Below are 19549 nucleotides of genomic sequence, written 5' to 3'. Positions count from 1 at the left end.
GGGTGGGGTGAGCCGGAGCCCGGACTACGACGTCCGCGGCTCTCGCCGCATCAGATACGCCGCTCCTGCCCCGGCGGCGAACAGCGCGCCCACCGACACCGCCGTCGCCAGCCAGGTCGCGCCCAGCCAGTGGGCGCCGAACCAGCCGAGGGCGACGCTGTACACGGCCCAGGTGAAGCCGGCCAGGGCCGACCAGGGCAGGAAGTCACGGGCGCGGCGGTGGGCGGCGCCCGCGCCGAGGGAGACCACGGAGCGGCCCGCGGGGGCGAAGCGGGCGACGACGACGAGGGCGCCGCCGCCCCGGGCGAGCGCCGCGCCGAGACGTTCCTGGGCGGTGGTCAGCCGCCGGGAGCGGGAGATCGCCCGGTCCAGGCGGGCGCCCCCGCGCCAGGCGAGGCGGTAGGCGGCCAGGTCGCCGAGGACGGAGGCGGTGGCCGCGCAGAGGGTCAGGGCGAGGATGTCGGGCACGTCGGTCGCGGTGCCCGCTGCCGCCGCCGTGGCCGCCGTGATCACCAGCACGCCGCTGGGCAGCACCGGCAGGAACACGTCGAGCAGGACGGACAAGGCCACCACCGCGTAGATCCATGGGCTGCCTATCGGCAACCCCACTTGCTCCAGCACCGCGACTCCCCGTGACTCCCCCGTGGGCCAGACCGTGCCGCGATGGCGCGGGGGGAGCGGCAGGAGTGGCCATGACAGCCATAGAGCGTACGCCCGGGGTGTGACGGGCGGTTCACGGGGGGCTCATACGTTCGGTGCGGACTGTTCACCTCGCCTCGGCTTGTCCAGAGTTGTCGGCATATCTGTGCATGACGTCCTTCTTGCCTGGCAGTCTCGCCCGGCAGCGGGTCGTCGCAGACAGAACGGCGCCCTCCCCGAGGGGAAGGCGCCGCTGTCGTGTCCGAAGGGCCGGGCGGCTCAGGCGGCCACCGGGGTCTGTCCGGCGGAGCGCTGCTCCTGCGTCGAGGTGCGCTTGGCCAGCAGCCGGTCCACGCCGAACGCGCCGGATCCGGTGAAGATCAGCAGGAACATGGCCCAGCAGTACATGGCCGCGCCCTCGCCGTTGTTCTCGATGGGCCACAGGCCCTCCGGCTGGTGGACCTTGAAGTACGCGTACGCCATCGCGCCGGACGAGATGAACGCCGCGATGCGGGTGCCGAGGCCCAGCAGCACCAGGATGCCGCCGACGAGTTCGATCACGGCCGCGTACCAGTTGGGCCAGGCGCCGGTCGCGGCGGTGCCGCCCTTGCCGTCCGCACCGCCGAGGACGCCGAAGAGTGCGACGGCGCCGTGGCAGGCGAACAGCAAGCCTATGACGATCCGGAACAGTCCGAGCGCGTACGGCTGGGCGCCGTTGAGGCGAGCGGTCATGTGGGGGGTCACTCCTTCGGTTGGCCGGCCTGGGGAGACCGGTCGGGGACGGATACCGCGGAGTAGCCCACGTTAGGTGCGCCTAATTGATGCTTGCAAGTTCAACATTTGGCCACTGCTTTGCCTCCTGTTTGGGCCGAATCTCTGGCCCAGTCGCACGTAGAACGGCTCTCGCCACCGCGTCCGCGTCCGAAAGAGTGACCGAATCCACCCCTGGCCGGGCCCCCGCGGCGGTCACCCAGTGCACGCCTTCTGTCGGCACGCCGAGCGCGAACCGCCTTTTGTGTGCAAGACCTTGACGATCCATCAGGCGATAGGGGCGCGGAGTGACGTCCAATCCCCCTGTCTCATAACCGTCGACGGTGTGCGGGCGGCACTGCCCGCTGCGCAGCAGACCGGCCAGAAGGGCGTCGGCGGTGTGCCGCAGGTCCGGTTCCGGCAGGCGGGCCTCTATGAGGGTTGTCACACGCACGGCCGACCCCGGCACGTCGGGGGAGTGTGCCACCCAGCCCCCGTCCTCGTCCGTCACCCGCAACCGCGGCCCGAGAACCCGCACCACCCCCGCCTCCACCAGCGCCGCGAGTTCCTCGATGCGGCGGCGCGGCGGGCCGATGGACAGGAACGCGTTGAGCGGGGTGTACCAGCGGTCCAGGTGGTCCCGGCGGGAGGCACCGGCCAGACCTCCGTGGTCGACGATCAGCCGCAGTTCGTTGCGCAGGTCGCGCAGCACGTCCAGTGCCGCCTTCAACGGGCCGTGCACATTGCCCAGAGCGGCCTGCGCGGCGTCCTCGCGCAGATACGACAGCAGCCAGTCGTCCCACTCGCCGGGACGCCCGAAGTCCCGCCCGGTGTACGGGCGGGAGATCCGCTCCCAGCACCAGCGCTCGGCGTCCGGCACCCCGAACTCCTCCAGCAGCGGCGCCTCCACGGGATCGCCGTGCGGGAGGGCCAGGAAGCGGTCGGCGAACTCCCGCTCCCGCCCCGAGCGGGACGCGGCCTGCCGGATCAGGGCGCCGTAGTAGACCGTCTCGACCTCCTTCGCCACCAACGGCCATATCTCCGTCAGGAAGTCGGGCGCCTCCCCGGAGTCCGCGCGCTTGCGGAACCCGGCGATCACCTCCGGGGTGAGGACGAGCGGGACGTGCCGGCCGTACGGCCCCTTCGCGTTGTCGCCGCGCGCCTGGTACGGGACGCCGCGCCTGGAACCGGCGAAGAGCCGCGGCTCACGGCCGGAGGGCAGATACCGCAGGCCCTCGGCGTCCCGTACGAAGCGGCCGCCCCGGCCGGTCGTCAGCAGGGCCGTGTGGTCGAAGAAGTTGAGGCCGAGGCCGCGCAGCAGGACGGGCTCGTCCGGGGAGACGGAGGACAGGTCGACGTCGGCCGGGTTGGCGGGCGGGACATGACGCAGGCCGTGCCGCGCGGCGTGGGCCGCGTGCCGCAGCAGATCCGGGCCGGCGGTCCTCGGCAGATGCCCCTGGGCCAGGACCACCGCGGACAGGCCGGTCAGGGTGCGGCCGTCGTCGAGGGTGAGGGCCTGGCGGTCGCCGGGGCAGTCGTCGAGCCGCAGCGCGCGGGCCCGGTGCGTCTCGACCCGTACGGAGGGCGGCGCTTGCCGTACCACCTCGGCGAACACCCACTCCAGGTAGCGGCCGTAGTCGGCCCGGGTCGGGTACTCGTCCGGGCCCAGCCTGCCGCCCGCCCACTCGTGCAGGCTCGGACCCGGGCGGATCGGGCCCGAGCAGTCCACGCTGTCGTCGGTGAACAGGGTCACCTGGCAGGCCACGGTGTTCATCAGCAGCTCGGGCGACTGGGCGGTGCGCCAGACGCGGCCGGGGCCGGGCGGGTCGGAGTCGATCACATGGACCGTCAGCCGGGCGCCGGGAGCCAGGAGTTCCGGGGCGGAGGCGCACAGGCGTTCCAGGACACTGGTGCCCCGTGGCCCGGCGCCGACCAGGGCGACCGAGACACCCGCGGGTCTCGTGGCCGGTCCGGGGCCCTCGGCCGGTACGGATTCCCCGGTCTCTTGGGTCTGCTGCGTTTCCTGTATTTCCTCGTGCGACGCGGACAAGGGTGGGACTCCCGGGCGTGGGGGGCGCGTTCGGCGGTCCGCCGGGCAGGAAGCGGACGGTCCGCCTCATCATGCCGTCGCGGGGGAGGGGTACCGGGGTTCGTGGGGAAGGATTGACGATCGCTGTGGGATGCCTCACGAGCATCACGGGACATCCCGAGCACAGCGCGACAAACGGGTGGAACGGTTGGGTTACGGGGCAAGCTCCGAATCCAGCAACGTCGTCAGGCGGGGCCCCGCCCCCTCGCGGGCCTTGGCGTGCTCCAGTCGCAGCCGGGCGGAGCGGTCGCGCAGGGTGAGGGTCATGAGCTGGTTCCCGAACCAGGGGCCGCCCGTCTTGCGCCAGCCGACCGGCGGGCTCGGGAGGCGGCCGTGCCGGGCGAGGCCGCGGCCGAGACCGCGCGCCATCGCGCTCCAGCCGATGCGGAACGCCAGCCGCATCGACAGCGGCACCGAGTTGTGGACGGGGGAGCAGACGAGCTGCACGACCCGGGCGTCCGGGCTCCGGCCGGGCCACGAGGGCTCGGCGATGTAGGCGTGATGCACGTCCCCGGACAGCACGCACACCGTCGCCGGCGCGTCCGGCCCCGAGCCCGCCTCGGCGATCAGCTCCGCCAGCCCCGCGAAGGACTCGGGGAACGCCGACCAGTGCTCCAGGTCCGCGGCCCGCCGCACCTTCTCCCCGAACCTCGCCCAGCGCTCGCCCCGCTCGCCGCCGCACAGCGCCGCGTTCCACCCCTCGGCGTCGTGCACCAGGTGCGGCAGCAGCCAGGGCAGCGAGGTGCCGATCAGGAGGTGGTCGTAGGTCCCCTCCCGCACCTGCTCGCGCAGCCAGGCCTCCTCGCCCGGGTCGAGCATCGCGCGCTCGTCCTCGGCGAGGACCCGGGCGGCCCTGCTGTCCACCATCACCAGACGTACCCGCCCGAAGTCCCGCCGGTAGCTCCAGCGGACCGTGGCCGCGTCGGCGTCGGCCCGGGCGGCGAAGGCGCGCAGTACGTCGGTGCCGTCGGGGACCTTGCACACCGCCTCGTACACCGGGTCGGCCGCCAGCTCCTCCAGGGAGAGGTTGCCCAGGTGCTGGTGGACCCAGTAGGACATCAGGCCGCTCAGCAGCCGCTCCCGCCACCAGCCGGTGGAGCGCATGTCGGCGAGCCAGGCGGCGGAGGTGTTCCAGTCGTCGATCACGTCGTGGTCGTCGAAGATCATGAAACTGGGCACGGTGGACAGCAGCCAGCGGATACGCGGGTCGAGCCACGACTCGTAGTAGAGGTGGGTGTACTCCTCGTAGTCCGCGACCCCGCTGCCCGGCCCCTCCTTCAGGTCGCGGCGGGCCGCCAGCCAGCGCTGCGTCGAGTCGGAGGTCTCGTCGGCGTACACCTGGTCGCCGAGCAGCAGCAGAACGTGCGGCCGCTCGCCCTCGGGGTCGGCGGCGAGGCGGGTGGCGAGGGCGTCCAGGGCGTCCGGGCCGACGGGGTCGTCGCCGCCCGCCGGCGGGGAGGCCCAGCGGCAGGAACCGAAGGCGACGTTCAGGCCGCCCTCCGGGCCCGGCGCGTGGATGGCCGAGGGCGGGAAGGGGGAGCCGGGCAGCGGCCACACCCGGGTGCCGTCGAGCAGCACCTCGTACGTCGTGGTCGTACCCGCCGTCAGGCCGGTCACCGGGATCAGAGCGTAGTGGTGGCCCGCGATCTGGAAGCTGCGGGCCGTGCCGCCGGCGCCGTCGGCGCAGCGCACCTCGGCGGTGCACGGACGGCTCGTCTCGACCCACACGGTGGCGGACGAGCCGTCGGTGTACCTCAGCAGCGGTCCGAGGCGCAGTGCGCTCATGTCGTTCCCCTCTCCGTCGCCCCGTACGGTACGCAGCGATGGAGGCCGGCGGGGAGGTCCCGGCACCGATCAGCGTGTCAGCAGCTCGCGAGGTGGTTCGTCAGCGCGGACTTCTCGGCCGAGTCGACCGAGAGGCCGTAGTAGTACTTCACCTGCACCCAGGCGCGGACGTAGGTGCAGCGGTACGCCGTCCGGGAGGGCATCCAGGTGGCCGGGTCCTGGTCGCCCTTGGCCTGGTTGACGTTGTCGGTGACCGCGATGAGCTGCGGGCGGGTGAGGTCGTTGGCGAACGACTGGCGGCGTGACGTCGTCCAGGAGTCGGCGCCGGAGTCCCAGGCCTCGGCCAGCGGGACCAGGTGGTCGATGTCCAGGTCGGAGGCGGCGGTCCAGGTGGCGCCGTCGTAGACGGAGTACCAGCTGCCGCTGGTGGCGGCGCACGAGGAGTCCTGCTGGACGTTGGTGCCGTCGCGCTTGAGGACGACCTCGCGGGTGTTGCAGGCGCCGGACTGGGTGATCCAGTGCGGGAAGAGGTCGCGGTCGTAGCCGGTGCGGTCCTCGGGCGCCACGGTGAGCGAGGCGAGGTAGGTGCGGGCGGTGGCGGCGCTCACGGGGGTGGGGAGGGCGGCGGAGGCCGTGGGGGCGTTGAAGAGGGCCACGGAGGATATGAGCGCGGTGGCCGCCGCGGCGATGCTCAGCCGTCGACGCGCGTAGAACCTGGGCATGCGAACTCCCTGGGGAGAGGGGGGTGTTGGCTTGCGAGCGAGGGAATGCTCGCGCTGCCGTGTGACGCACAGATGTGCGTCCGGTGAGAAGTTAGTGACGCGGCCATGACATGACAAGATTCAAGGCGGAACTTTTCACTCCAGACGCGTCCCGTACCATGGACGGCGCAGAAGGGGAGTAGCTCTTCGCCGGACCGTCGACATACTGCTCAGCCCGTCTGAGCCGGCGCCCGGAGGCCGGTCCTTTCCCGGACCTGCCAGCGAGACCTTCGGCAAAGCAGTGCACGCCCGTGCTCCCGGCACGGGTACCGATGTGCTGCCGTGCCGAGGTGTCGCGTGCGAAGGTCCAGCACTCTCGGTGGGGCAGCCCCGACCGATTGAGGAACCCTTGATCAGCCTGACAGTGACGGCCGTCGTCTTCGGCGTCGTCTTCCTCGCAGAACTGCCGGACAAGACCGCCCTCGCGGGCCTCGTCCTCGGCACCCGCTACCGCGCTTCCTACGTCTTCGCCGGTGTCGCCGCCGCCTTCGCGCTGCACGTCGCGCTCGCCGTCGCCGCCGGCAGTGTGCTGACGCTGCTGCCGCAGCAGATCGTGCAGGCCCTCACGGGTGTGCTCTTCCTGGGCGGGGCCGCGGTGCTGCTGCTGAGGAAGGGTGAGGACGAGGAGGAGGTCCGCAAGCCGGAGAACCAGTCCTTCTGGAAGGTCTCGGGTGCCGGGTTCATGCTCATCCTGGTCGCCGAGTTCGGGGACCTGACCCAGATCATGACGGCGAACCTGGCCGCCCGCTACGACGACCCGCTCTCCGTCGGCCTGGGCGCGGTGCTCGCACTGTGGGCGGTGGCCGGGATCGGCATCGTCGGCGGAAAGGCCCTGATGAAGAAGGTGCCGCTGCGGCTGATCACGCAGATCGCGGCGCTGGTGATGCTGGCGCTCGGGCTGTGGAGCCTGTGGGAGGCCGTGACCGGCTGAGGCGGGCGGGCTGAACACTGGGTGAACGACCGCGGGGCCCCCTGGCGCGAAGGCGCCCTTGTTTTGTACCGTGGGGGAACAAAGTGGCCTCCGCCCGTTTTCCCTGACCGGCGGGCGGGGCCGCCTTGTCTCCCCCGGGGCGTGCCGGTCGCGATCCGTCGTCAGCCCCCTCCCGCGCTGGAACGCGCCCCGAGCCTTGGAGCTGCCGATGACGGCCACCGCCGTGCTCACCGCCCGCGCCCTCCTGCTGGACATGGACGGCACCCTTGTCAACTCCGACGCCTCGGTCGAGCGCGTCTGGCGGCGCTGGGCCGAGCGTCACGGGCTGGACGGGGACGAGGTCATGAAGGTCGTGCACGGCCGGCAGGGCTACGCCTCCATGGCGCTGCTGCTGCCCGAGCGGCCGATGGAGCAGAACCACGCCGACAACGCCCGGATGCTCGCCGAGGAGACGGCCGACACGGACGGTGTCGTCGCGATCCCCGGGGCGCCGGAGTTCCTGGCCTCGTTGCGGGGGCTGCCGCACGCGTTGGTCACCTCGGCCGACGTTCCGCTCTCCACGGCGCGGATGGCCGCCGCCGGTCTGGAACTGCCCGGGGTGCGGGTGACGGCGGAGTCCGTCGGGGCGAGCAAGCCCGACCCGGAGGGTTTCCTGAAGGGTGCCGCCGAGCTGGGGATCGCTCCCGCCGACTGTGTGGTGTTCGAGGACTCCGGAGCGGGGATAGCGGCCGGGCGCGCCGCCGGGATGACGGTGGTCGGGGTCGGGCCCCGGGCTTCGGCGCACGAGCCGGACGTCGTGGTGGAGGACCTCACGACGGTGCGTGTGGAGCCGGTAGGCGACGGGACGATCCGCTTGCGCATCGGGTGAGCTCCTGCTGCCCGTGTCACCGCCCGGCTCACCCGGAGTAAGAAGGGGAGCGCGTCACATGGGCAGCGATCACGCGCGCACACTCCAGGGACTCGGTGTGTGTCGTGTCCACCTCCACGTCGTAGTTCATGCCCTCGTGCACCACGCGGGCCTGTGACGCGGCCATGCCCCGCACCCGGTCTCCCCGGGCGATCTCGCGGCCCGCGGCGACCGCGCTGTCACACCGGACGCCCACCCACAGCACGGTGAGACCGGACAGGACCTTCTCCCAGCGCTGCCTGGACGCCGGGCCGCCGAGGAAGACGTCGTCGACGACGATCTGCGCGCCGGCGCGGGCCATGGCGGCGATGCCCTCGATCCAGGCCGCGTCCAGGGCCCGGAACTCCGCGCCCACGCTCACGCCGCCGTCCGCCGCGAATGTGATCCCGCCGTCCGAGTCCCGCAGCCTCGCGGGCAGCGCGTCGACGAACGAGTCGACGCCGAAGGCCAGCCACGGATCGGGCAGGACCTGTTGCAGGCACCGGACGATCCCGGACTTGCCCGAGCTCGAACCGCCGTTGAGGACGATCACCTGAGTAGTCACCGCGTCACGGTAGGACGGCCGGGCCGGTCACGGCTCCCGGGTTTCCGACTCCAGCTTGGTCCGGGTCTCCCGGTCGTAGACGCCGAGGTCGTCGCTCTGGATGCCGCGTGACCACTGGTAGGTGCGGACCGCTTCCTGGAGGCGGTCGTCGAAGGTGCCGTCGGTGTCTTCGTCGTAGAGGTACAACTGGCGCAGGCGGAGCTGGAGTTCGGTGACCTCCGGGCCGCTGTCACCGAGGCGCAGGACGGCTGGGCCCTTGTTCTGGCGGGAGTTGGCCGGAGGTGACTGCCCGGGGCCGGTCGCCGATGCCGACGGCTGGGACGCCGACGGTGACGGCGACTGCGACGGGCTCGCCGAGGCGCTCGGCGCGGACGGCGACGGCGAGGCGGACGGGCTCCCGGTGCGGGACGGCGACGGCCGTGGTGCAGCCGGGGCCGGGGGAGCCGCCGGGGCGCTGCCCTCCGGGGGCACGGACGCCGCGCTGCTCGACGGGACGTCCGGCACACTCGCGCGGATGTCGTCCGGCAGCGCGGTGTCCCGGGAGGGGCTCTCGTAGGAGAACAGCCCACTCGCGTACCCGGCCGCCGCGACGACGGCGACACAGGCGCCGGCGGTGGCGAGCAGCAGGGTGCGCCGCCGTCGCCCGGACCTCCGCGCGCCGCTCCCGCCCACGTCCGGCGCGCCGCGGCCCGCCCGCGCCGCGCCGTCGAACAGGCGCAGGTCGGTGACGCTCGGCTCGGTCGCGGCGGGCGCCGGGGGCGTCGAACCCATCGAGACGGTGGCGGCCGGAAGCACGGCGGTCGCGTCGGGGCCGACCGGGCGCAAGGGCATCGTGGCGTCGGCGGGGGAGGGCGGCGGGGCGGCACTCCCGACGGGCCCCGACTCCGCGTGCCGCGGCGAGGCGGTGATGCCCGCCGCGGTGTGAGGGGACGGGGCGGTGGTGTCCGTCGCCGTGTTTGTGGGCGAGGCAGTGGTGCCCGTCTCCGTGTGCCGGGGTGCGACTGCCTCGGCCGTCGGTCCGTGGCCCTGGACAGGCGGCGATGCCTGGGCGGGGCGGGGCCCGGCAGTGCCGTCCGCGTCGGCGGCGATCGGGCTGTCCTCGACCGGCCCGGCCGGGGGCAGGGCTGGTGACGTCGTCGTGGTGGGGTCGATCTCCACGTACGGGCGAATCCGCAGCGGGTCGAAGTCCTCCGCTGCCGCCGCCTGGGCCGTGCGGGTGTCGCGCAGGGCCTCGGCGGCTCGGTCCGTGCAGGCGCAGGCGGGGGTGTTGTCCCGCTGTCTGGGCGCGCCGCACTCCGGGCACGGGTGGCCGTTCGGCGGTTCCACGCGTTCCTCCCTCCCCTCGCGAACTCCAGAGATTATCCAGATCTTCTCCACAGTGCGGTCGAGGAGCCCCCGGAAGCGCGGCTTCCAAAAGGGCCCGGCAGGCCATAACAGGTCACAGCGGTCACGATGGAAAATGTCACAGCAGACGCGGGAGGTCGGATGGCCGAGGACGGGAACGCCACCACGCTGACGCCCCGGGGCGCGGCCCCGCGGGAGCAGGTGCCCGGGAACGTCCTGGTCTCCATCGGCGCGCTGCTCCTCGGCCTGCTGCTCGCCGCCCTCGACCAGACCATCGTGGCGACCGCGCTGCCCACGATCGTCAGCGATCTCGGCGGGCTGGACCACCTGTCCTGGGTGGTCACCGCGTATCTGCTGGCCGCGACCGCCGCCACCCCCCTGTGGGGCAAGCTCGGCGACCAGTACGGGCGCAAGAGGCTCTTCCAGACGGCGATCGTGATCTTCCTGGTCGGGTCCGCGCTGTGCGGGGCCGCGCAGGACATGGGCCAGCTGATCGCGTTCCGGGCCCTGCAGGGGCTCGGCGGCGGCGGGCTGATCGTGCTGTCGATGGCGATCGTCGGCGACCTGGTGCCCCCTCGCGAACGCGGCCGCTACCAGGGGCTGTTCGGTGCAGTCTTCGGCGCGACCAGCGTGCTCGGACCGCTGCTCGGCGGGCTGTTCACCCAGCATCTGAGCTGGCGCTGGGTGTTCTACGTCAACCTGCCCGTCGGTGTGGTCGCGCTCGCCGTGATCGCCGCCGTCCTGCACATCCCGCGAACGGCGCGACGGCACGTCATCGACTACCTCGGCACGTTCCTCATCGCCGCCGTCGCGACCTGCCTGGTGCTGGTCGCCTCGCTCGGCGGGACGACCTGGGCGTGGGGATCCTGGCGGATCGTCGGCCTCGCGGTCCTGGGTGTCGTCCTCGCCGTCGCCTTCGTGGCCGTCGAACGGCGGGCCGCCGAACCCGTTCTGCCGCTCAAGCTGTTCCGCGTACGCACCTTCACGCTCGCCGCTCTGATCAGTTTCGTCGTCGGGTTCGCCATGTTCGGCGCCATGACGTATCTGCCGACCTTCCTCCAGCTCGTGCAGGGCATCAGCCCGACCATGTCCGGCGTGCACATGCTGCCGATGGTGCTCGGCCTGCTGCTGGCCTCCACGGCCTCCGGGCAGATCGTCAGCCGCACCGGCCGCTGGAAGGTGTTCCCGATCGCCGGCACCGGCATCACCACCCTCGGGCTGCTCCTGCTCCACCAGCTCGACGAGCACAGCTCCACCGCAGAGCTGAGCGGCTTCTTCTTCGTCTTCGGGTTCGGACTCGGCCTGGTCATGCAGGTCCTCGTGCTCATCGTGCAGAACGCCGTCCCCTACGAGGACCTGGGCGTGGCCACCTCCGGCGCGACCTTCTTCCGCTCCATCGGCGCCTCGTTCGGCGTCGCCGTCTTCGGCACGGTCTTCGCGGGCCGGCTCGGCGACCAGCTCACGGACGCCTTCCGGGGCGTCCGGCTCCCGCCCGGCATCTCCGTGGACGCCCTGGAGGCCGACCCGCGGGGCATCGCCGCCCTGCCGCCCGGACTGCGCCCGCCGGCCCTGCACGCCTACGCCGTCTCCATCACGGACGTCTTCCTGTACGCCGCCCCCGTCGCGCTCCTCGGCTTCGTCCTGGCCTGGTTCCTCAAAGAAGACCGGCTGCGCGGCTCGGTCACCGCACCGGACGCCACCGAGACCCTCGCCAGCAACCCGGTCGAGCGGTCCTCGTACGACGAGGTGTGCCGGGCGCTGTCGGTACTCGGCACCCGCGCGGGGCGGCGCGAGGTCTACCGGAAGATCACCGCCCGGGCGGGCTACGACCTGCTGCCCGCCACGAGTTGGCTGCTGCTGCGGATACGGCGCCACGGCTCCGTGGAGCCGGGCGTGCTCGCCGACACGATGCCCGTGCCGCTGACCGTGGTCATGGAGGCCGCCCGCCAGGCCGAGGAGCGCCGCCTCGCCGTGCGGCGGGGCCTGGACATGGTCCTGACCGACGAGGGACGCGAGGTCGCCGGCCGGCTGGCAGAGGCCCGTGAGGAGTCCCTCGCCGAGCTGCTCGGCGACTGGTGGGGGCCGGACCGGCCGACCGACCTGGAGCGGCTCGTGCGGGAGCTGACCGGCGAACTGTGCGGCTCGCGCCGCGAGCGGCCCTACCGGGTGCGCTCCGCGCGGGAGCCGTCCTGAGGCCGTGCCAGTTCCTTGCTGAACCAGTGCTCCGCGTACCGCTCGTCGTTGTGCGGTTCGGTCTCCGTGTAGCCGAGGCGGGCGTAGAGGCCGCGGGCCTCGACGAGGTCGCCGCGGGTGTCGAGGATCATCCGGGTGGCGCCGAGCGCGCGTGCGGCGTCCTCGGCGGCCCTGACCAGGAGCGGCGCGCCGCCCCGACCGCGCATCACCTCGTACAGGAACACCCTCGTGAGCTCGGCGGTCGTGCCGTCCACCAGCCGTACGCCCGCGCTGCCGGCCGGCTCACCGCCGTACCGGGCGACGAGCAACCGCCCGCCCGGCGGGGCGAGATCGGCACCCGGCTGGGCGGCGATCTCCCGCTCCAGCTCGGCCGGGTCGGTCCGGCGCCCCTCGTGCAGCAGGTACCAGCGATCGCTGACCTCGGTGTAGTACGCCCGCCACAGAGCGGCGGCGACGGGTGAGTCGTACGGTTCCGGCGTCACGGTCCACATCACGAACCGCATTCTCCGCAGCCGGCCCACCGGACACGCAACCGAATAGTTCCGGCCACCTGTTCGCACCCGGGTGCGGCCGGGCGCCGTTTGGAGACGGGCTTTGGGGCTACCCGACGGGCGAACCGGCTCGCGAGGAGAGCCGGTTGGGCCGAGAACCCGGAAGGCATTCATGTCCACTGGCCTGATCATTGCTCTGATCGTGATCGCGGCGGTCGTCATCATCGCGGCCGTCATGACCCTGCGTGCCCGCGGCCCTCGGCGGGGCCCGAGCCTGAAGCGGCGCTTCGGACCCGAGTACGACCGGGCCGTCGCCCGGCACGACGGTGACGCCAAAGCGGCCGAGCGCGAACTGACCGAGCGCGTGCAGCGCCACGGCGATCTGCGCGAGCGGTCGCTGGAGCCGGTACAGCGCGAGCGGTACGAGGCGCGCTGGACGGCCGCCCAGGAGCGGTTCGTCGACTCGCCGCGCGAGGCCGTCGCCGAGGCGGACCGGCTGCTCGCCGAGCTCGCCGGTGCCCGCGGTTTCCCGGACGGCGGGCAGTACGAGGAACAGCTGGCCGCGCTGTCCGTGCACCACGCCCACCACGTGGACGGTTACCGGCGCGTGCACCGCGCCGCGCACCTGCGCGCGGAGGACGCCCGTGACGGCGGCCAGGGTACGGAAGACATGCGTGAGGCCTTTGTGGCGGCCCGCGCCCTGTTCGAGGAGCTGGTGAAGCCGGCCCGCCACGACGGCGGCGGCCACACCGGCGGACGGCACGACAGCGGCCGCGAGCGCGCCGCTCTGAACGGTGGCCGCAAGGCCCCGGCCCGCGGCGGGCACCTGCCGTGGGCGATGAACCGACGTCAGGCGAAGGAGAGTTGAGGCAATGACCGACATGACCCGACCGCCCGGCGACCAGACGCCGACCGCCCCGGACGCCCGCGGCGAGAGCGCCCTGGGCACCGGCCACCGCCCGACCGCACCGGGCACGGACCGCCGCGAGACGGCCCGGGACCTGGAACCGGACCGCGGCGCGGGCCGTGACCTAGAAACGGACCGCGGCGCCACGCACGGCACCGACGCGGACCGCGCCGCGGCACACGGCACGGACCTGCCCGGCACCGACCCGCACGGCACCGACCGGAACGGCCTCGACCGGACCGGCACCGACCCGCACGGCACCGACCGGAACGGCCTCGACCGGACCGGCACCGACCCGCACGGCACCGACGCCCGCGGCGACCACGGCACCGGCCCCGACAAGGTCGGCTCCGCCAAGAACCGGGCCCATCTCCTCGCCCACGAGGAGTGCGACAAGCTCGGCTCGCAGCTGCAGCACGCCGTCGCCGGGTTCGTCGACGGGCCCAGGGCCGCCGTCGAGGAGGCCGACCACGTGCTGGAGGAGATCGCGGCCCGCTTCACCGAGGCCGTGACGCAGCGCCGCCGCACCCTGCGCCACTCCTGGCAGACCGTCGAGGGCGGCGAGAGCAGGTCCGTCTCGTCGGCCGACACCGAGCAGCTCCGGCTGGCCCTGAAGGACTACCGCGAACTGGCCGAGAGGCTGCTGCACGTGTGAGCCGGGGGAGATCCCCCAGGTCACCTCACCGGTCCGCCCGGCGCTCCCGCCACTGCCGTACGACGTCCTCGACGTCGTACGGCTTCTTTCCCAGCGGGGGGCCGGGCGGCGGCTTGAACATCATGTCGCGGATCTTGACGTTGACCTCGTCGACGATCTTCCGCACGATCCGCTCCGAGGGGGCCGCGAGCGCGGCCTCCAGCGCGTCCTCCGCCTCCTTGCGCAGGGCCAGCGCCGGCGGCAGGACGGAGAAGCCCTCGCGGGCCATCTTCCGCTTGACCCACCACAGTTCGTCGTAGGTGCTCTCGATCTCGCGGGGGAGCGGTTCGCCCGCGCCCGGCAGCCGGTCGAACTCCCCGCGCGTCTCCGCGTCACGGATCTGCTTGTCGACCCAGGACTCGAAATCGACGCCCGGTGGCTTTCGCTCGGTCATGAGTCCATTGTGCCGGACACCGCGTGGCCGGGCATTTTATCATGCGGCGGGTCAAGAACCTGGTCGACCCACCAGGACGTCTCAGGAGGAGCGCACGTGCTCGAACTCACCATGGCCACCGTCGCGGAGGCCGAGGCGGGCGCCACGGCCGGCATGCTCATGGCCGAAGCGCCGAGCGAGCCGGGCGCGGTGCTGCGGGTGGGCCGCGACAAGTCCGTGTGCCGGCTGAGCACGCCGGACGACTGGCTGTTCGTCTCCCGTGTCCACCTGGAGTTCCTGTGCGGGCCGGAGGGCACCTGGCAGGTCACCTGGCTGCGAGGCTCCCAGCCCGACCCGTCCTCCGAGGTACGGCTGATGATGGGGGAGTACGCCCAGCCCCTGACCTACGGCGGCACCGTCCCACTGCCCCGGGGCGGCAGCGGCGAGCTCATCGTCCAGGACCGCACCGCCCCGCGCAGCGTCAACGTGGGCTTCTACCACGAGGTCTGACGGCGGGCCCGCACGCCGTGTGAGGGCGCGGCCTCACGCCAGCACGCGGGCCAGCGCGAACCCGTCGTAGCCTTTCATCCCCACCGTCTGGATCGCGGTGCCGCTCAGCCGCGGGTGGCCGGCGATCAGCTCGATCGCCGTGCGGGTGCCCGTCACGTCCGGGGCGGTGCTGTCCGCGTCGATGACCCGGCCGCCCCTCACGACGTTGTCGAGGACGATCAGGCTGCCCGTGCTGGTGAGTCTGACCGCCCACTCCACGTAGTGCGGGTTGTTGGCCTTGTCGGCGTCGATGAAGACCAGGTCGAACGGGGGCGGGTTCTCGTCGGCCAGCTTGGGCAGCGACTCCAGGGCCGGGCCCACCCGTACCTCGACGACTTTTTCCAGGCCCGCGCGGGCGATGTTGCGGACGGCGACCTCGGCGTGCCGGGGGTCGTACTCCAGGGAGACCAGCCGCCCGTCGGCGGGCAGGGCTCGGCCCAGCCAGATGGTGCTGTAGCCGCCGAGCGTGCCGATCTCCAGGATGTGCCGGGCGCCCTGGATCTGGGCGAGGAGCTGGAGGAGCTTGCCCTGGTTCGCGGCGACGTTGATGTGCGGAAGCCCGGCGGCGTCGCTGTCGCGCAGGGCGGCCGCCAGGGCTTCGTCGTCCGGGGCGAGGTGGGCGGTGAAGTAGGCGTCGACCTCGTCCCAGACGTGCGACTCGCTCATGCACCTCTACCTTTCGTCAGCATAGTTAGCATTCCTAACTACTGGCGCTGACGAAGATAGTTCGTACGCGGGTCGCTGTCAGCGGGATTTCACTCGGCGTGTCGGCCCGCCACCGAGGGCGCCGAGCCGGGCAGCGGACGCCCCGCCGACTCCGCCATGCGCCACACCGCGAAACCGCCGATCACGGCCGCGGCCATCATGTAGTACGCGGGCATCATCATGTTCCCGGTCGCGCCGATCAGGGCCGTGACCACGAGCGGGGTCGTGCCGCCGAACAGGGACACCGAGACGTTGAAGCCGATCGACAGCGAGCCGTAGCGGACCTTCGTCGGGAACAGCGCCGGCAGCGCGGAGGGCATCGACGCCGTGAAGCAGACCAGCAGCAGGCCGAGGGCGCCCATGCCGAGCGCGACCGCGAGCAGGCTGCCCTGGCGGATCAGCAGCAGGGCCGGGACGGACAGCAGCAGGAAGCCCGCACAGCCGGTGGCGATCACCGGGCGGCGGCCGACGCGGTCGGTCAGGGCGCCGGCGAACGGCTGGACGATCATCATCACGGCCATCACACCGAGGACGACCAGCAGACCGTGCGTCTCGTCGTAGTGGAGCTGACCGGTCAGGTAGCTCGGCATGTAGGACAGCAGCATGTAGTCGGTGACGTTGAAGACCAGCACCAGGCCGATGCAGAGCAGCAGCGCGCGCCACTGGCCGGTGACCATCTCGCGCAGAGGGGTCTTCGGGCGGTTGTTCTCGGCCTTCTCCGCCTCGGCCGCGAAGGCCGGGGTCTCCTCCAGGCGCAGCCGCAGGTACAGGCCGATGATGCCCATCGGGCCCGCGATCAGGAACGGGATGCGCCAGCCCCAGGAAGTCAGGTCGTCGGCGGAGAGCAGGGCGGTCATGATCGTGACCAGACCGGCGCCGCCGATGTAGCCGGCGAGCGTGCCGAACTCCAGCCAGCTGCCGAGGAAGCCGCGCCGCTTGTCGGGGGCGTATTCGGCGATGAACGTGGAGGCGCCCGCGTACTCACCGCCGGTGGAGAAGCCCTGCACGAGGCGGGCGACCAGGAGCAGGATCGGCGCGCCGACACCGATCGTCGCGTACGACGGGATCAGACCGATCGCGAAGGTGCCCGCCGCCATCATGATCATGGTGAGGGCGAGGACCTTCTGGCGGCCCACGCGGTCGCCGAGCGGGCCGAAGACCATGCCGCCGAGGGGGCGGACCAGGAAGGCCGCGGCGAAGGCGCCGAACGTGGAGAGCAGCTGTGCGGTGGGGTTGCCGGAGGGGAAGAAGACCTTGCCCAGCGTGACGGCGATGTAGCTGTAGACGCCGAAGTCGAACCACTCCATCGCGTTGCCCAGAGCGGCCGCCTTCACGGCGCGCTTCACGAGCGCGGGGTCGGTGACGGTGGGGTCGGGGGTCTTCGCTTTGCGGTTCTTCACGAGAGAAGCGGGGGCGACGACTGAGGCAGTCGACAAGGCTCGCTCGCCTACCTTTCGACGGGGACAGGGACGCGGTCCCGCGCGGCGGCGCTGTCGTACGGGCCGAATGAGCGACGATAGGCGGATTTGCTCTGCTCACGGGTCGTACGGAAGTCGTTGCACGCTGCACGTAAACCGTCGCTGTACAGGTGCTTCTGCCCCCTCCGGAGCGGTTCCCGCATGATCTTCATGTGATCCTTCTCGCTTCCCGGTGTGCAATCGCCAACTAGTGCGTGGTTGCCCGCGCCTTCTTTCCCGGGGTCGCGCGATCCCCATAGGGTTCGCAGGAGATTCCCCGCATTCTGGACATGTGGGATGAACTGCTGCGGAAGGCCGATGAGGCGTGGCGAAGGCGGATCACGGCGGACGACCGGCGGAGGGCTTCGGAGCGACGGCCGTCGGCGGGGTCCGCACACGTCTGCGCGCCGCCCGCCTCGGCCTGTGGCTGATCGCCGCCGTCCTCGCGGCCCGGCAGGTGGCCGCGGTCCTCGCCACCCCGCGCGGTGAGCGGCTGACGGACCTGGAGACCTGGGTGGGCCCGAACGGCGTGCTCCATGTGAACGGCTCGCTCTACGACTCCACCCGCTTCACGGGCACGCCCTTCGGGGGCCTCGCCCTCAAACCCCTCACCCGTTCGGCCGAACAGGCCCTCGGCTGGGGCTGGACCTTCGGCACGCTGCTGCTCGTGGTCGCCCTCGGCCTGATCGCCGCCCGCGCCCTGCCCCCGCCGGTCAGCCGCCGCACGGCTCTGCTGGCCGCGCCGGTCGCCGTCAGCCTGCTGATGCTGTCCCTGCCCGTCCGCGACACCCTGTCGCTCGGACAGACCAGCATCATCCCGGTCCTGCTCGTCCTGCTGGGCTGCTTCACCGTCCACGGCCAGCGAACCAGCGGCCTGCTGATCGGCGTCGCGGCGGCGCTCCAGCCCACGCTGCTGCTGTTCACGCCCCTGCTGTGGTGCACCGGCCGCAGACGCGCCGCGCTCGCCACCGGCGGCACCTTCGCCGCCTGCACCGGGCTCGCCTGGGCGGCGATGCCGCACGACTCCTCCCGGTACTGGGTCCACCACCTGGCGGGCGCCGGTCTCGGCGGCCGGGCCGACGACCTCGCCAACCAGTCCCTGCACGGCGCCCTGCTCCGGCTCGGCCTGGACGGCCCCGTGGAGATCGCGCTCTTCCTGACGCTCGGCGCGGCCGTCACCGTCCTCGCCCTGCGCCGGGCCGTGCGCTGCTTCCGGGACGGCCGACTGCTGCTCGCCGTCGCCATCACCGGCTGTGCCGCGATCGTCGTCTCGCCCACGGCCTGGCAGCACCAGCTGCTGTGGGTGCTGCTCGCGATCGTCGGCCGGGTCGGCACCCGCGCCTCGGACCGCTACGTCTGGCCGGTCACCGTCGTCCTGGTCATGACCCTGCCGGCACGGATGCTGCTGCCGGACATGGCGCTCCTGCGGCCGCTGCGTGACAACGTCGTTCTGCTGGCCGCCCTGGCCGCCGCCACCGCCGTGCCGTTCCTGTCCCGCTCCTCGCCCGCCTACCGGTCACCGGCACCGCCCGCCTACGCGCCCACCACCCCGGCCCGCTTCCGGCACGTGCCGCTGACGCCGTTCCTGCGCCGGGTCCTCAGCCGGCCCAACCTCCTGCTCGAACTGCTCCTCCTGCGCGTCACCTACGCCGCCTACTCCCAGGTGCGTCTCGCCGCCACCGGCGGCAGCAACTCGGCCGGGCGCGCCGATGCCGAGGAACACGGCATGCAGATCTACGACCTCGAGCGCACCCTGCGCCTCGACGTCGAGCACTGGCTCAACCACACCGTCGTCGCGATCGGCTGGCTGCGGGACTTCCTCGACTTCTACTACACGTCGCTCCACTTCGTGGTCCCCCTGGCCGTCCTCGCGGTCCTCTACTCGCGCCGCCCCGGCGACTACCGCTGGGCCCGCTCCGCCCTCGGTTTCGCCACGCTGCTCGCACTGGCGGGCTTCTGGCTCTACCCCCTCGCCCCGCCCCGTCTGATGCCGACGCTCGGCTTCATCGACACCGTGCACGGCACTCAGGATTTCTCCCGGCCCGACTACGGCACGCTCACGCACCTGACCAACCAGTACGCGGCCATGCCCTCCCTGCACTTCGGCTGGTCGCTGTGGTGCGGTGTCATCATCGCCGTGCTGGCGTCACGGTGGTGGATGAAGGCGCTGGGCCTGCTGCATCCGCTGCTCACCGGAGTCTCGATCGTGGCGACCGGCAACCACTGGGTGCTGGACGCGGCCGGGGGAGCGGTGGTGGTGGCGGCGGGGTTCGGACTCACGTACCTGCTGTCCGGCCCCCGGGCCGCCACCGCCGCGGCGGCCGGGCACGAACGCACACCGGCCCGAAAGCCGGTACGCGGGTGACGAGTTGACGCCCGAGATGCAACCCCGGTGAGGGCCGCGCACGATGAGAGGAAGAGCACCCTCTC

The 19549-nt window shown here is 72.4% G+C and carries 18 protein-coding genes; 7 read left to right on the top strand and 11 right to left on the bottom strand.

What is annotated here, in order from left to right:
• Positions 1-24 precede the first annotated feature (24 nt).
• From ACFY5B_RS12270 to ACFY5B_RS12250, 5 genes are all read right to left on the bottom strand, one after another.
• On the bottom strand, positions 25-621 hold the full coding sequence (locus ACFY5B_RS12270) for a DedA family protein (RefSeq protein ID WP_389968094.1): 597 nt from the start codon (positions 619-621) through the stop codon (positions 25-27).
• A 297-nt stretch (positions 622-918) separates the two neighbouring features.
• A complete protein-coding gene (locus ACFY5B_RS12265) occupies positions 919-1371 on the bottom strand; it encodes a DoxX family protein (RefSeq protein ID WP_389968092.1) in 453 nt (150 codons plus the stop codon).
• 82 nt (positions 1372-1453) lie between these two features.
• Complete coding sequence (locus ACFY5B_RS12260; protein ID WP_389968497.1) at positions 1454-3325, bottom strand: FAD/NAD(P)-binding protein; 1872 nt, start codon at positions 3323-3325, stop codon at positions 1454-1456.
• A gap of 306 nt (positions 3326-3631) precedes the next feature.
• The gene (locus ACFY5B_RS12255; RefSeq protein WP_389968090.1) at positions 3632-5263 is read right to left on the bottom strand and encodes an alkaline phosphatase D family protein; all 1632 of its coding nucleotides are present in this window, start codon (positions 5261-5263) and stop codon (positions 3632-3634) included.
• Positions 5264-5340: 77 nt separating this feature from the next.
• Positions 5341-5985: an HNH endonuclease family protein gene (locus ACFY5B_RS12250; protein WP_389968088.1), complete on the bottom strand. Its 645-nt coding sequence runs from the start codon at positions 5983-5985 to the stop codon at positions 5341-5343.
• A 388-nt stretch (positions 5986-6373) separates the two neighbouring features.
• On the opposite strand from ACFY5B_RS12250, the gene ACFY5B_RS12245 reads away from it, so the two are divergent.
• Positions 6374-6955: a TMEM165/GDT1 family protein gene (locus ACFY5B_RS12245; RefSeq protein ID WP_389968086.1), complete on the top strand. Its 582-nt coding sequence runs from the start codon at positions 6374-6376 to the stop codon at positions 6953-6955.
• Positions 6956-7163: 208 nt separating this feature from the next.
• The gene (locus ACFY5B_RS12240) at positions 7164-7823 is read left to right on the top strand and encodes an HAD-IA family hydrolase (RefSeq protein ID WP_389968084.1); all 660 of its coding nucleotides are present in this window, start codon (positions 7164-7166) and stop codon (positions 7821-7823) included.
• Between the two features lie 28 nt (positions 7824-7851).
• On the opposite strand, the gene cpt is transcribed toward ACFY5B_RS12240, so the two are convergent.
• Complete coding sequence (gene cpt, locus ACFY5B_RS12235) at positions 7852-8406, bottom strand: chloramphenicol phosphotransferase CPT (RefSeq protein ID WP_389968082.1); 555 nt, start codon at positions 8404-8406, stop codon at positions 7852-7854.
• 27 nt (positions 8407-8433) lie between these two features.
• On the bottom strand, positions 8434-9732 hold the full coding sequence (locus ACFY5B_RS12230) for a peptidoglycan-binding protein (protein ID WP_389968080.1): 1299 nt from the start codon (positions 9730-9732) through the stop codon (positions 8434-8436).
• Between the two features lie 159 nt (positions 9733-9891).
• On the opposite strand from ACFY5B_RS12230, the gene ACFY5B_RS12225 reads away from it, so the two are divergent.
• Positions 9892-11943, top strand: coding sequence for a DHA2 family efflux MFS transporter permease subunit (locus ACFY5B_RS12225; RefSeq protein ID WP_389968078.1), 2052 nt, complete (start codon positions 9892-9894; stop codon positions 11941-11943).
• Here ACFY5B_RS12225 and ACFY5B_RS12220 read toward each other — a convergent pair.
• Positions 11910-12437, bottom strand: a complete 528-nt coding sequence (locus ACFY5B_RS12220; RefSeq protein ID WP_389968076.1) for a GNAT family N-acetyltransferase — start codon at positions 12435-12437, stop codon at positions 11910-11912. The genes ACFY5B_RS12225 and ACFY5B_RS12220 overlap by 34 nt on opposite strands.
• A 169-nt stretch (positions 12438-12606) precedes the next feature.
• Between ACFY5B_RS12220 and ACFY5B_RS12215 the strand changes: the two genes are divergently transcribed.
• A complete protein-coding gene (locus ACFY5B_RS12215) occupies positions 12607-13302 on the top strand; it encodes a hypothetical protein (protein ID WP_389968074.1) in 696 nt (231 codons plus the stop codon).
• A gap of 4 nt (positions 13303-13306) precedes the next feature.
• Complete coding sequence (locus tag ACFY5B_RS12210; RefSeq protein WP_389968072.1) at positions 13307-13996, top strand: hypothetical protein; 690 nt, start codon at positions 13307-13309, stop codon at positions 13994-13996.
• Positions 13997-14021: 25 nt separating this feature from the next.
• On the opposite strand, the gene ACFY5B_RS12205 is transcribed toward ACFY5B_RS12210, so the two are convergent.
• The gene (locus ACFY5B_RS12205) at positions 14022-14429 is read right to left on the bottom strand and encodes a DUF1992 domain-containing protein (RefSeq protein ID WP_389968070.1); all 408 of its coding nucleotides are present in this window, start codon (positions 14427-14429) and stop codon (positions 14022-14024) included.
• A 96-nt stretch (positions 14430-14525) separates the two neighbouring features.
• Here ACFY5B_RS12205 and ACFY5B_RS12200 point away from each other — a divergent pair, with 96 nt between their 5' ends.
• Complete coding sequence (locus ACFY5B_RS12200; protein WP_389968068.1) at positions 14526-14918, top strand: hypothetical protein; 393 nt, start codon at positions 14526-14528, stop codon at positions 14916-14918.
• Positions 14919-14951: 33 nt separating this feature from the next.
• Here ACFY5B_RS12200 and ACFY5B_RS12195 read toward each other — a convergent pair whose 3' ends face one another.
• A complete protein-coding gene (locus tag ACFY5B_RS12195) occupies positions 14952-15623 on the bottom strand; it encodes an O-methyltransferase (protein WP_389968066.1) in 672 nt (223 codons plus the stop codon).
• A gap of 89 nt (positions 15624-15712) precedes the next feature.
• Complete coding sequence (gene proP / locus ACFY5B_RS12190) at positions 15713-17098, bottom strand: glycine betaine/L-proline transporter ProP (RefSeq protein WP_389968064.1); 1386 nt, start codon at positions 17096-17098, stop codon at positions 15713-15715.
• A gap of 346 nt (positions 17099-17444) precedes the next feature.
• On the opposite strand from proP, the gene ACFY5B_RS12185 reads away from it, so the two are divergent.
• Positions 17445-19484 (top strand): phosphatase PAP2 family protein, encoded by a 2040-nt coding sequence (locus ACFY5B_RS12185; protein WP_389968062.1) that lies wholly within the window; start codon positions 17445-17447, stop codon positions 19482-19484.
• The last annotated feature ends 65 nt before the right edge of the window (positions 19485-19549 follow it).

The organism is Streptomyces sp. NPDC013187 (genome assembly GCF_042899705.1).
Taxonomy (GTDB): Bacteria; Actinomycetota; Actinomycetes; order Streptomycetales; family Streptomycetaceae; genus Streptomyces; species Streptomyces hawaiiensis_A.
The sequence above is the reverse complement of the archived record's forward strand: the minus strand, read 5'-3'. Positions and strand labels throughout refer to the sequence as shown.